A 12,759-nucleotide genomic window follows, 5' to 3' on the forward strand; every position below is an offset into this window, starting at 1 on the left:
TTAAGGCATGCCGCGTGCGTTACGTTTCCGATTGCCCCTCGCAAATCACGCTATGTGCGTTATCCTCTGCCCGTGGCGCAACTCAGTTTTCGGCGCGCCCGCACCGAAGAAAACAAGCGCCAGCGCGCGGCGGCACTTGTGGAGGCAGCGCGCTCACTCGCGTTGGAAAGCGGCGTCGCTTCGGTGACATTGACGGCGGTCGCCAGCCGTGCCGGCATCCATTACTCGGCTGTCCGCCGGTATTTCACCTCCCACAAGGAAGTGCTGCTGCACCTTTCCGCGGAAGGCTGGCAGCGGTGGTCGGACACCGTTTGCGCGCAACTCGGGGAGCCGGGCCTCATGTCACCGGCGCGGGTGGCCGAGACGATGGCCAACGCGTTGGCCGCCGATCCGCTGTTCTGCGACCTGCTCGCCAACCTGCACCTGCACCTCGAGCATGAGGTGGATGTCGACCGGGTCATCGAGATCAGGCGGACCATATCCGCGGCCGCCGTCGCCCTGGCCGGAGCGATCGAACGGGGTCTACCCGACCTCGGCCGCTCGGGCGCGTTCGACATGCTGATCGCCGCCTACTCTCTGGCCGCGGCATTCTGGCAGATCGCCAACCCTCCGGAGCGGATCTCGGATGTGTACCAGGAGGAGCCCGAAGTGCTACCGCCCGAATGGAACATCGATTTCCCGTCTGCGCTCACCCGGGTGCTCACCGCAACCTGTATCGGCTCGCTTGCTGGGTCCCGATGAACACGTTGGCGAACGTCTTGATGCACGGGGTCTTTGCGCACTACGCCGAGACTTCCTACTGTGTGTGCATTAGGTTAGAGAGACTAAGTTGACATATAGGCTAATTGGTTGGCGCTCTCGTCACTGGTTAGGAAGCGCCCATGACGACGACTGAGCCAAGGACCGAACCGTTGACGACCCCGGATTCTGCTGGCGGCGAAGGCAATACAACGACTCGCCAGCCAGCCAGGCGCAAAGGTCTGAGGAGCCTGGCCGCCCGGTTCTGGCTCATCCTCACCGTGCTGGCCGTCGTCGCGCTGTCAGGATTTGTCGTGCACCGACTGCACGGCGTCTTCGGCCTGCACAGCGATTCGTTCGGGGGTGGCTCATCCGGTGACGTCATCGACCAGTTCAACCCCAAGACGATCACTCTCGAGGTCTGGGGTTCGCCCGGCAGCACGGCGACGATCAGCTATCTCGATGAAAACTCCCATCCTCAGCAAGCTCTGAATGTGCCCCTACCGTGGAAGACGGAATTGAAGTCAACGAAGCCCGGTATCCCGGCCAACCTGATGGCGCAAGGAAACGGCAGCTGGATCGCCTGCCGGTTCCTCGTCAACAACAACGACGGACGCGGTGACGTCATCAAGGCTCCGAATCATTCGCCCCCGGACGAAACGGTAAACGCCTTCGTCTACTGCCTGGACAAGTCCGCATGAGTGAGACCACCGAGGCTAATTCTGCTGCGCCGCCAATCTCGCAGCCGCTGATCCCGCCGTTCCTGCCGCGGATGATCCATCGGCTGGCACTGCCCATCGTGCTGGTGTGGTTGGGCGTAGTCGTTGTGACCAATACCGTCGCGCCGCAACTCGAGGCCGTCGCCAAGGAGCATTCGGTGTCGATGAGCCCCACGGATGCGCCGTCGTTCCAGTCGATGATGCGGGTCGGAAAGACGTTCAAGGAGTTTGATTCCGACAGCTCGGCAATGATCGTGCTGGAGGGCGACAAGCCGCTGGGGGCCGAGGCGCACCGCTACTACGACGAGATTGTCAGGCGAATCGAGCAAGACAGAAAACACGTCCAGCACGTGCAGGATTTCTGGAGTGATCCACTGACCGCCGCGGGCTCCCAGAGCCACGACCAGAAGGCCGCGTACGTTCAGGTTTACCTCGCCGGCAACATGGGCGACGGCCTGTCGGCTGAGTCCGCCGACGCCGTCCGCAAGATCGTCAACTCGGTGCCCGCCCCGCCGGGGATCAAGGCGTACGTCACCGGCGCGGGTCCGTTGTTCGCCGACCAGTCCCACGCGGGTGAGAAAGGCGTCGCAATCGTCACCATGGTCACGATCCTGGTGATTTTCGTCATGCTGCTCGTCGTCTATCGCTCGCTCGTCACCGTCCTGGCCGTGTTGTTCATGGTCTTCGTCGAATTGTTGGCAGCCCGAGGCGTCGTTGCCCTGCTGGCCAACTACGAGATCATCGGACTCTCCACGTTCGCCAACAATTTGTTGGTGTTGCTGGCGATCGCCGCCGGAACGGACTACGCGATTTTCGTCGTCGGCCGCTACCACGAGGCCCGCGGTCTGGGGGAGACTCGCGAAGAGGCCTTCTACACGATGTTCCACAGCACCGCGCATGTCGTGCTCGGGTCGGGCCTGACTATCGCCGGCGCGATGTACTGCCTGAGCTTCTGCCGATTGCCGTATTTCGAGTCATTGGGCGCACCGTGCGCCGTCGGCATGTTGGTAGCGGTGATGGCGGCGCTGACTCTGGGCCCTGCGGTGCTGGTCGTGGCGTCATACTTCAAGCTCCTTGATCCGAAGCGAAAGCTGCAGACTCGTGGCTGGCGCCGGATCGGCACGGCGATCGTCCGTTGGCCCGCACCGGTTTTCGCGGTCACGATCGCGATTGCGCTGATCGGTCTGATCGCCCTGCCCGGCTATAAGACGGACTACGACACCCGTCACTTCCTACCCGCGGACACCCCCGCCAACATCGGTTACGCGGCCGCCGACCGGCACTTCAACCAGGCTCGGCTCAATCCTGAGCTGTTGATGATCGAAACCGATCACGACCTGCGTAACTCGGCCGACTTCCTGGTTCTGGACAAGGTCGCCAAGGCGGTCTTTCACATCCCCGGTATCGGTCGGGTGCAGACCATCACCCGGCCGTTGGGCACGCCGCTCGACCACAGCACCCTCGGTTTCCAGATGGGCGCCCAAGCCGCAGGGCGGATTCAGACTCAGCACTTTCAAGATGAGCAGGCCAATAATCTGCTGAACCAAGCGGACGAGTTGCGCAAGACGATGGCCACGCTGCGTGAGCAGATGCAGGTCACCCAGGACCTCAGCAACACGACGCACGAAACCACCATTCTCACCAAGGAAACCGTAAAGATCACCGAGGCGTTGCGCGACGACATCGCCACCTTCGACGACTTCTTCCGACCGATTCGTAGCGTTTTCTATTGGGATAAGCACTGTTACGACATCCCGATCTGCTGGGCGCTGCGGTCCATCTTCAATGCGCTGGACGGAATCGACCAGGTGGCGCAGAACATCCTGGCCCTCAGTCAGAACCTGGACAGGCTGGATGCGATTCAGCCCAAGCTCGTGGCATTGATACCACCGCAGATCGAGAGCCAGCAGCGCAATCTCGACACCATCATGTCGAACTATGCGACCACTATGGGTCTCAATGACCAGGCCAGAGCGCAGGCCGACAACGCCACCGCACAAGGGGACGCGTTCGACAGAGCGAAGAACGACGACACGTTCTACCTGCCGCCGGAAGCGTTCCAGAGCCCGGACTTCGCGCGGGGTCTCAAGCAGTTCATCTCGCCGGACGGCCACGCTGTCCGATTGATCATCTCGCATGAGGGCGACCCCGCCTCTCCCGAAGGCATCAACCTCATCGAACCGATCAAGCGGGCCGTGCACGAGGCGATCAAGGGCACGCCCTGGGAGGGAGCCAAGGTCTACCTCGGCGGTACCGCCGCGACGTACAAGGACATGCACGACGGCTCCAACATCGATCTGTTGATCGCCGGAATATCGGCTGCCACACTAATTTTCGTGATCATGCTGGTGATCACCCGAAGCGTCGTGGCGGCCTTCGTGATCGTCGGCACGGTGTTGCTGTCGCTGGGCGCCTCGTTCGGACTCTCCGTGCTCCTATGGCAGTACATCCTGGGCATCAAGTTGCACTGGATGGTGCTGGCGATGGCGATCATCCTGCTGCTGGCGGTCGGCTCGGATTACAACCTGTTGCTGATATCGCGGTTCAAGGAGGAAATCCGCGCCGGTCTCAAGACGGGGACGATCCGAGCGATGGCCGGTTCGGGCTCGGTGGTGACCGCCGCTGGCCTGGTGTTCGCCGCCACCATGGCCACGTTCGCGTTCAGCCCACTGCGCGTGATGGCACAGGTGGGTACGACGATCGCGCTGGGCCTGCTGTTCGACACCTTGATCGTGAGATCGTTCATGACGCCCTCGCTGGCCACCTTGCTCGGGCGCTGGTTCTGGTGGCCGCAGCACGTGCGCCCACGGCCGGCCAGCAGCATGCTGCGACCCTATGGACCCCGTCCGGCCGTGCGTGAATTGATCCGCAGCGACGTGGACGAACAACCGCCGGGCGCACTGGTGAAACGGCGCTGAGAGCGTTACAGCACCACGACGTCGCGCATGATGTCGCTCAGCTCGGACACCGGAGCTCCGCAGGTGAGGCAGTAGGCGCTCGAAGACGGCTTGAGCTGGTCGAGCTGCACCAGTATCTCGGCCTCGGCGCGCCAGAGGCAGGCGATGCAGACTATCTCGACCACGTTTCCGAACGGGTCGACGTGGTCGTGATTGCATTCATCCACCGCATGGCGGTGGACGATGTACGTCGCCCGGTTGGTACAGCCGGCGCCGAATTGGCAGGTGATGGTCTGCCAGTCCAGGGCCGCCAACGTGCCAGGGATGCCGTTGCCAGTTGTTTGGCTCATGCCATGTCCTCCAGCTTCCGGAACGCAGTCGCATCCATCGCTTTGAGATCTAGCGGATGTTTGGCTGGCCGGAGGTCCATTATGGGTTGGTTTGCCCTGCCGCGGCAAGGGGCCGAATGATGTATTTAAAGCGGTCGGGCGGTTGTCACACCTTCGCGAAACCGTACTTTGTAGTGGCAGCTATCACTATTCCCCTGGTCACCCGGTCTTATATGTCCACCAAACGGCCCCTGATGGGATGAATATCGTGTCCCCCAATCGGGGGAAAAAAACCGATGAATCTGCTATGTGTGCGAAACCCGAGAGGCGTACGGGCGGCCTCGAGCCGGCCGGTCCGACACCGTCATGCCGAAGGTGTCTGCGGGGATACAACCGGTGGACCCCGCTAGGGCCGATTCACGCAGAACGCCACGCACAATGCCGAGACGGGAATGGAGACCCATTGCAGTTGCCCGTTGGCCTGGCGTTCGCAATAGATCGGTCCGGGATTACCCCAGACCTTCGCGCCTTCCGGCGAGCACTCTTTTCCAAGGTCGCTATCGGCATGCGCGGGGCCACTTCCGAACAGTACCGTGATGAAAACGACCGCCGTCGCCAACGCCACGCCGACGAACCTCAGTGCGCCCATGTCCACACCTTCCTTGGGTGATGAACTATCCCGGAAGTGCCTTACGCCCAGCTCCAGACCGACATATCGCCTGCCGGGTACCCATTGCAGACCTCGGTGGCTTTGGCGACGACGCCTTTGTTGTTGAAGAAGATCTTCATGTGATTGACCCAGGCGAACGTCAGCGGGTCGCCGTTGTAGAAATTCTCGGAGTAGTCCCTGCGCTCCGCCGGGGAAAGCGAGAAGAACCAATGCGCCTTGTTGATCGTCGCGTCCTGAAGGTTGGCGTGGTTGTTGAAGTCGATCATGTACCGCTCGTAGTACACCGGACTCGTATCCCGCACAGCGGCCAGATATTGCTCGGCGTCGCACGTGGTCGCGATCATTCTGCGAGGAATCGGGAAATCCTCCGTCGAATCGGCTACTGCGGCCTTGGGGAAGAACCCCGCGAGGACCACGGCGGAGATCGCGAGAGCAACGAGGAAAGCGCCCCCACGCAGGGCGTTACGTAACCGAGACATATTAATTACCGTAGCACTTTCGACGTTGCGACGAACGGTTGGACGGTTTTCCCTAGCCGATCTTACTACCCGTCGCCATCAGGAACTATCACGTGTGACGGGTTCGGTCGCAGCTCCGGCGGAGCCTGGCTGTAATCGCCGAACGGGCCGTCGCGGCGTTCGACCGCGGCCCGCACCCCGTGGGCCTGTGCGGTCTGGATGAAGTTGAGCGCATCGGGGGTGTTGCGCATCAGACCGTCGAGGATCCCGCCCAGCAGCTGAGTGGACGCCAGGCCCATGTTCTCGTAAGCCTGATTGACGATGAGCTTCTGCGCGCGCAGCTGCGACAACGGGATCTGCGCCAGCTCGGCCGCGATTTCCCTGACCCGGGCCTCCAGTCGCGCGAACGGGACGGCCTCGTTGATCAGCTCGATCTCGGCGGCCTGCACACCGGTCAGCGGCCGACCGGTCAGCGAATGCCATTTGACCTTGGCCAGGCTCAAGCGGTAGAGCCACATGCCGGTCAGATACGCCCCCCACATCCTGCTGTAGGGGGTACCGATCACCGCGTCCTCGCTGGCGATCACGATGTCGGCGCACAGTGCATAGTCGCTGGCCCCGCCCACACACCAGCCGTGCACCTGAGCGATCACCGGTTTGGAGGCCCGCCAAATGGCCATGAACTTCTGTGTCGGCGCGGTCTCGCGCGCGCTGACCATCGCGAAATCCTTGCCCGGGTCCCACCGGCCGTCGGTCATCATCGCTTCACCCCAGTGCTGGAAGCCGCCGCCGAAGTCGAAACCCCCGGAGAAGGCGCGTCCGGCCCCGCGCAGCACGATCACCTTGATGTCCTGGTCGCGCTCGGCCAACCCGATGGCCGCCTCGATTTCGTCGGGCATGGGGGGGACGATCGTGTTCAGCTGTTCGGGGCGGTTCAGCGTGATCGTGGCCACCGGGCCGGCGGTGGCGTAGAGGACGGTTTCAAAGTTCGTGTCGCGCGCGGGATTCGGCATAAGGCGAAGCGAAGTCGCTGTCGGACTCAGGTGTCAAGTGCCGAACCGGATCACCCGTTGCGCTGCCCGTCTTCCTGCCCGTCGGTGGCGGTCAGGACTTGACGAAGTAATTCATCGACGTCGTCGTCGGAAACGTTCTCGACTTGGTCGAGCAGGTCCAACCAGCTTGAGCTGGAGCCGTCCTCGGCTTCCTTCAGCGCGCGGGGCGCAGCGGTGCCGGCCGCGGCGTCCATGGCGGCTGCGCCGTCCGGCCGGACACGATCGCGCTGCCACGGATACGTGGGCGCGGCCACGTAGCGGCCGATTTTCGGGTGCACCCGCTCCCAGGCAACCGGTTGCCCGTGTGCATAAAGAGTGCCCAGGGCGACCAGCATGGTGGCCCGTTCCGGGGCGTCGCGCCGCAGTGAAGGTAGGAGGGTGCAGTCCGCACCGCGACCTTCGGCGGCCTCGCGAACCGCATCCAGTAGTACGGAAGTCGGACTGATGTCGAGGAACGTGTCGAACCCGGCTTCCAACAGGCGCTGTATCGACTCAGACAAGCGCACCGGGGCGCGCAGATTGTCAACCCAGTAGTCGGCATCCAGCGCGCCTTCGGCCAGCCGGTCGCCACTGAGAGTCGAGTAGATGGGCACGGTGGCCGGGACGGACCGGATCCCGGAGAGTTCGCGGCCAAAGGCGTCCGCGTGCAGGTCGTGGGGAGCCATGTCCTTCTTGCCGGCCGCGCTGGCTCGCCGAGTCATGCTGGCGCGCCTGCACACCACCCGCGCGGCGTCGTCAAGGCTGAGGGCTCCCGCAACGTGCGCCGCTGCCACCTCACCGCTGCCGTGCCCGATTACGGCGTGAGGCGTGACACCCCAGGACCGCCACAGCGCGCAAAGCGCGACCTGGACTGCGAACAGCCCGACCTCAGCCATGACTACCTCGTCGAGCCCCGACTGGGACCCGGCGCCGCCGTCGAGGAGCTGCGTCAACGGGGATGCCGCCAAGTGCGGGCGGGCGGCGGCGTCGCATGTCGCCAGAGCCTCCCGGAATGCCGGCTCTTCGTCATATAACTGCCGGCCCATGCCGAACCACTGCGATGCCGGGCCCGAGAACATGAACACCAGGCGTGGTCGCTGATCGGCGAAACAATGTCCGGCGGACAATCCGTATTGAGGCACTCCCGCCCGGTACGCGGTCAACGACTCACACAGCTGCGCGCCGGAGTGGCCGGTCACGGCCAGTCTGTATTCGTAGTGTCCGCGGCGCACGCCGGCGGTGTAGCACAGGTCGTCCGCCGGTATCCCGGACTCGAGAGCGGTGCGGTAACGACCGGCCAACTCGGCCAGAGCCTCGGGCGAACGCGCCGACAGCGGAAGTAGCTCTGCGCGGCGTGGCTCGGTGTCATTGTCCGGCTCAGGGGTCCGAACCTGCGGAGCCTCCGTCAGCACGACATGCGCGTTGACGCCGTCGACGCCGAGCGAGCTGACGCCGGCGACTGCCCGTCCGGCGGGCCATGGGATCGACTCGTGTGCGATGCGCACCGGCAGACCGTCGAGCGAGAGGTGGTGCTCATCCTGCGCCGCGGGTGGGTTCGGCGGGATCACGCGGTGGCGCAGCGCCAACACGACTTTGACCAACCCTGCCGCGCCGGCAGCCGGCCCCAGATGCCCGATGTTGGCCGTGGCCGAACCGATCAGACACCGGCTGCGCGGCGCACGACCCTGCGCGAGGATCGTGCCGAGAACTGCCGCCCGGACGGGGTCTGCGAGCGCCGTCGCCGTATCGTCTGCCTCGACGTACTGCACCATCCCGGGCGACAGACCGGCGCGCCGGTAGGCCCCGGTCAAGATCGCTTCCGGTGACTCGCGACCGGGTGCTCTCAACCCGTTCGTACGTCCGCTGTGGTTGATGGCGCTGCCGCGGATCACCGCGTGTATGGGGTCACCGTCGGCCAGGGCTCGACTCAATGGCTTGAGGATGACGATGGCGGCGCCTTCACCGGCGACGCATCCGTCCGTGCGGGCCCCGGCGATCGGGGGGGAGGCGATGATGTTCACCCCGCCGGCCAGGGCCAGCGTGGACTCTTCGTCGTGCAGGCTGCGGCATGCCTGGTGAACGGCGACCAGGGCGGACGAGCCGCCCGCGTCGATCGCCATGCTTGGTCCGCGGAAGTCGAAGGTGCAGGACAGTCGGTCCGCGGCAGTGCGGTCCGTGCGGTTGTCGCAATTGCTCCCGGAGGTGCCGATGAAGACGCCCGTGCGACTCCCGGCGAGGCGGTCCGGCACTTGCCCCGCGTCTTCCAAAGCCTCCCACGCCACCTCCAGCAGCAGGCGTTGCTGCGGGCCCATGCGGGCCGCTTCCTGGGGTGAACAGCCGAAGAAGTCGGCGTCGAACAGGTCGACCTGCTGCAGGAAGCCGCCCCGAAGATCGGCGGCGGCATCCGCCGGTTCGGTACCGCGGCGGCCCGGCGGAATGTCGGTGACAGCGCCAACCCCGTCGCGCAGGAGTTCCCAGAACGCAAAGGGCCCGTCAGCACCGGGGAACCGGCAACCGATGCCGATAACGGCGACCGGCTCAACCGGGCCGGCGGTGCCGGCGACGATGGTCTCGACCTCCTCGGTGGCGGTCAGGTCGTCACCCCGGTGCTCGGCCAGATATCGGGATAGGAGCTCGATCGTCGGATGCTCCAAGGTGAGGGTTGGCGACAGTTCGCAGCCAAGCCAGACTCCCATCGCTGAGGTCAATCGGATGGCACGTATCGAGTCGAGGCCGAAGTGCGCGAATGGCAACGAGGGGTCGATCTGTGCCGCTGGTAGATCCAGCTCCTGAGCCAGATGCACGACGAGCCACGCTGCGATTTCGGCCGCGCTTCGCCCGGCGCTCTGAGCTGTCTGCTCGGCTGTAGAGGCGGTCTGAACAGGCATCGCGGCATGGTGTGGTGGGTGCTGCGCAGTGGGCGAGTGCCATTGGGCGAATACCTCGAACGCACCGTCGAGGAATCGCTGCCGGCACGCGTTCCGCCGGATTTTTCCGCTGGAGGTTGTCGGGATCCGCAGCGGCTCCACCAAGACGACGGCGTGCGCCGGTATCCGATGGTGCTCGGTGATGCCGGTTCTGATCGCCGTGATGACCTGCTGGGCGTCGGCACCGCGGATCCGCTCGCGGTCCACCTCCTGCACGACTACGAGGCGTTCGGTTTCAGCCGCTGGCGGCGTCACCGAGAACGCCGCTCCGCGGCCGCGTAGCAGAGCGGAATGACTGTCCTGCACCGTGGCCTCGATGTCTTCGGCGTAGTAGTTGAGGCCCCGGATGATGATGAGATCCTTGAGCCGACCCGTGACGAACAGCTCGCCGTCAAGGAGGAACCCCAGGTCTCCGGTGCGCAGAAACGGGCCACGCCCCGAGTCGGCGAGGTGCGCCGAAAACGTTTGTTCCGTTGTGCTCGGCTCGCCCCAATATCCTTGGGCGACAGCGCCTCCGGCGAGCCAGATTTCGCCAACCTCGTCGTCCCCGCAGGGCCGCAAGGTCTCCGGATCGACGATGGCCACTTCCACGCCGTACAGTGCGGGACCGCAGCCCACGAGCGTGAACGCGGACGGATGCGCCGGCTCCACGCCTACCACGCGGTGCTCGCGTAGCGCTTCAGGATTCAGGTGTCGCACCAGCGGCACGATCCAGTCGCCTTGACCGGACGCGAGCAGGGTCGCCTCTGCCAGTCCGTACGCCGGTTTGAACGCCTCGGGCTGAAATCCGCTGGGGCCGAAGGCTTCAGCGAACCGGTTCAAGGTAGCCGCACGTATGGGTTCGGCGGCACACACTGCCAACAGCCACTTGGACAGGTCGAGCGCGGCACGTTCTTGCGCGCTGCTGCGTTCGACACACAGGTCGTAGGCGAAGTTCGGTGCCGCGGTGATCGTGCCGCCGTAGCGGGAAAGCGCTTCCAGCCACCGCATCGGGCGTTCGATGAAGGCTTCGGGCGGCATCAAGAAGCAACTGCCGCCGAAGCTGATCGTACCGAGAATCATGCTGATGAGGCCCATGTCGTGATGGGGCGGCAGCCAGGACACGGCGACGTACGAGTCGACCCAACCCGTGGCCCTACGAATGGTTTCCAAGTTGCACAGCAGGTTGCGGTGGGTGACCATCACGCCCTTCGGCGTGTTGGTCGAACCCGAGGTGTACTGCAGGAAGGCCGTCGCGCTCGCGTCGACGTCCGGCGCTGTCCAATCAATGGCGGCCTCCGGGTTTACCGCGTCCACCGCATACCACTGCAGAGAACTCCCTTCCGCCAACCCGTCCACCACACTTTTGACCTTCGCCTGCACTTCCGTGGTGGTAAGCACGAAGCGCGCACGCACATTCGCGATAATCGACGACACGCGCCCGATTACCCGGTCGCGCACCGGGGGGTGCACCGGCACGGCGACGGCTCCGGCGTAGAGGCACCCGAAAAAGCCGACGAGGAAATCCAGACCGGCGGGACAGAGGACCAGCACCCGTTCGCCCACCGCTCCCTGCTCTTGCAGGACCGCTGCGGTCGCGCGAGCTTTGACGTCGAGTTCGCGGTAGGAGATCTGGCTGTGTTCCTCCCCGCCCGGTGCATACCGGCAGTAGTCGAAGGCAATCTTGTCGGCGTAACGCTCGGCGTTCCGGAGCACGACATGCAACAGACTCGGTGGCTCCGCGAACGGGGTCTGTGCGCTCATCATGAACTCCTTTGCAGAACCGCGTTTTCCACGATGTCGGCGGTAGCGGTGATGCTGTCGACAGGTTTGCTCATCGCGGTGGCGACCTCGCGGGCGCGGGCGGTGTGTTCGGGGGTGAGGATCGCGCTCAGGTCGGCGACCAGCGATCTCTGCGTTGTGCTGGAAAAGCTGTGACCAGAGCCAACTTTCAGTCGTTTGACGGCACCGGCGAAGATGGGCTGGTCGGAAGTGAACCAGAGGATCAGTGTGGGCACTCCGGCTCGTAGGCTCGCGGCCGTGGTGCCCGCCCCGCCGTGGTGCACGACGGCACGGCAGGCCGGGAAGACGGCTGCATGGTTCACCGAGCGCACGACCTTGACGTGGTCGGAACGCGGGGTTCGGGGAAAGTCATTCTCGGCGGTGCAGATCAGCGCCCGCTCGCCGAGCTGTGCGCAGGCTGTGCTGATCATGGCGATGACGTCCGCGGGCGACGTAACCGGTCTGCTGCCGAATCCGAAGTAGATCGGTGGTTTACCGGCGGCGATCCATGAAGTCACCTCGTCGTCCGCATCCGTCGGCAACTCCATGGTCAACGCACCCACGAAGGGCCACTTGCCGGCCCACTCGGCGGCCAGCCCCGGAAACAGCAAATCGTCGTAGGCCTGTATCTCCAGCGACCCCCGATCGCCGTGCCGCTTGGGCCGCGACGGCGGCGATACCGGCAAACCCAGCTCGAGGCGTTGTGCTTCCTCGGCCCGTTCCGTCATACGCCAATACATCCACCATGCCGCCGAAACGGCACTGCGGCTCACCGCAGCCGGGAGTCTCGGGAGAAGACGGCTGTTGACCTGTAGGGGAACGAAGTTGAGCACCGCCACCGGGATCTGGTGGTAATCACCGACATTGGCGGCAATCCCGGGATACATCCAACTCGACAATATGAGGTCGGTACCGCGTGCCAGAGATGTCAACGTCGAACTCATCTCGGCCCAACCCTTGGTGATGAAGTCAGCGCCCCTGCGCAGGAACGTATTCGGTGTCCGGAGCATTCGCCAGAAGTCTCTGGCGAACTCGTCGCTCTGTTGCTTACGCGAGTCCGGACCGTAGGGAACCGCCGAAATCCCGGCCGACTCGACGAATGACAGCAAGTTGGGTGGCGCCGCGAATCGGACTTCGTGCCCCCGCCTCAGCAGCTCCAGCGCGACTGCGGCGCAGGGCTCGACATCGCCTCGAGTCCCGTAGCAAACAATGGCAAACTTCATTGCGGA

Annotated in this window: 9 protein-coding genes; 3 read left to right on the forward strand and 6 right to left on the reverse strand. The window is 64.4% G+C overall.

The window, feature by feature from the left end:
* Positions 1-54 precede the first annotated feature (54 nt).
* The 3 genes from ACX9NE_RS08140 (at position 55) to ACX9NE_RS08150 (ending at position 4,375) form a co-directional block, all read left to right on the forward strand.
* On the forward strand, positions 55-741 hold the full coding sequence (locus tag ACX9NE_RS08140) for a TetR family transcriptional regulator (RefSeq protein ID WP_459361179.1): 687 nt from the start codon (positions 55-57) through the stop codon (positions 739-741).
* Positions 742-881: 140 nt separating this feature from the next.
* A complete protein-coding gene (locus ACX9NE_RS08145) occupies positions 882-1,439 on the forward strand; it encodes an MmpS family transport accessory protein (RefSeq protein ID WP_459361180.1) in 558 nt (185 codons plus the stop codon).
* Positions 1,436-4,375 carry an MMPL/RND family transporter gene (locus ACX9NE_RS08150; protein WP_459361181.1) on the forward strand — a complete coding sequence of 980 codons (2,940 nt, stop codon included), beginning with the start codon at positions 1,436-1,438 and terminating at the stop codon, positions 4,373-4,375. Before ACX9NE_RS08145 ends, ACX9NE_RS08150 begins: the two co-directional genes overlap by 4 nt.
* A 5-nt stretch (positions 4,376-4,380) precedes the next feature.
* Here ACX9NE_RS08150 and ACX9NE_RS08155 read toward each other — a convergent pair whose 3' ends face one another.
* The 6 genes from ACX9NE_RS08155 to ACX9NE_RS08180 all read right to left on the reverse strand — a co-directional run bounded on the left by ACX9NE_RS08155 (position 4,381) and on the right by ACX9NE_RS08180 (position 12,753).
* The gene (locus tag ACX9NE_RS08155) at positions 4,381-4,704 is read right to left on the reverse strand and encodes a hypothetical protein (protein WP_459361182.1); all 324 of its coding nucleotides are present in this window, start codon (positions 4,702-4,704) and stop codon (positions 4,381-4,383) included.
* A 385-nt stretch (positions 4,705-5,089) separates the two neighbouring features.
* Positions 5,090-5,332, reverse strand: a complete 243-nt coding sequence (locus ACX9NE_RS08160) for a hypothetical protein (RefSeq protein WP_459361183.1) — start codon at positions 5,330-5,332, stop codon at positions 5,090-5,092.
* Between the two features lie 41 nt (positions 5,333-5,373).
* Entirely contained in the window at positions 5,374-5,832 is a 459-nt protein-coding gene (locus tag ACX9NE_RS08165; RefSeq protein WP_459361184.1) for a DUF5078 domain-containing protein, read from the reverse strand.
* A gap of 65 nt (positions 5,833-5,897) precedes the next feature.
* The gene (locus ACX9NE_RS08170) at positions 5,898-6,824 is read right to left on the reverse strand and encodes a crotonase/enoyl-CoA hydratase family protein (RefSeq protein WP_459361185.1); all 927 of its coding nucleotides are present in this window, start codon (positions 6,822-6,824) and stop codon (positions 5,898-5,900) included.
* Positions 6,825-6,874: 50 nt separating this feature from the next.
* The gene (locus ACX9NE_RS08175) at positions 6,875-11,512 is read right to left on the reverse strand and encodes an AMP-binding protein (RefSeq protein ID WP_459361186.1); all 4,638 of its coding nucleotides are present in this window, start codon (positions 11,510-11,512) and stop codon (positions 6,875-6,877) included.
* Complete coding sequence (locus ACX9NE_RS08180) at positions 11,512-12,753, reverse strand: glycosyltransferase (RefSeq protein ID WP_459361187.1); 1,242 nt, start codon at positions 12,751-12,753, stop codon at positions 11,512-11,514. The genes ACX9NE_RS08175 and ACX9NE_RS08180 overlap by 1 nt, the downstream gene beginning before the upstream one ends.
* Between the last annotated feature and the right edge of the window lie 6 nt (positions 12,754-12,759).

This window comes from Mycobacterium sp. ML4, assembly GCF_054515735.1.

Coding starts and splice junctions, on each gene's coding strand:
- ACX9NE_RS08145 (WP_459361180.1), top strand. CDS start 882: ATGACGACGACTGAGCCAAGGACCGAACCGTTGACGACCCCGGATTCT.
- ACX9NE_RS08150 (WP_459361181.1), top strand. CDS start 1,436: ATGAGTGAGACCACCGAGGCTAATTCTGCTGCGCCGCCAATCTCGCAG.
- ACX9NE_RS08155 (WP_459361182.1), bottom strand. CDS start 4,704: ATGAGCCAAACAACTGGCAACGGCATCCCTGGCACGTTGGCGGCCCTG.
- ACX9NE_RS08160 (WP_459361183.1), bottom strand. CDS start 5,332: ATGGGCGCACTGAGGTTCGTCGGCGTGGCGTTGGCGACGGCGGTCGTT.
- ACX9NE_RS08165 (WP_459361184.1), bottom strand. CDS start 5,832: ATGTCTCGGTTACGTAACGCCCTGCGTGGGGGCGCTTTCCTCGTTGCT.
- ACX9NE_RS08170 (WP_459361185.1), bottom strand. CDS start 6,824: ATGCCGAATCCCGCGCGCGACACGAACTTTGAAACCGTCCTCTACGCC.
- ACX9NE_RS08175 (WP_459361186.1), bottom strand. CDS start 11,512: ATGAGCGCACAGACCCCGTTCGCGGAGCCACCGAGTCTGTTGCATGTC.
- ACX9NE_RS08180 (WP_459361187.1), bottom strand. CDS start 12,753: ATGAAGTTTGCCATTGTTTGCTACGGGACTCGAGGCGATGTCGAGCCC.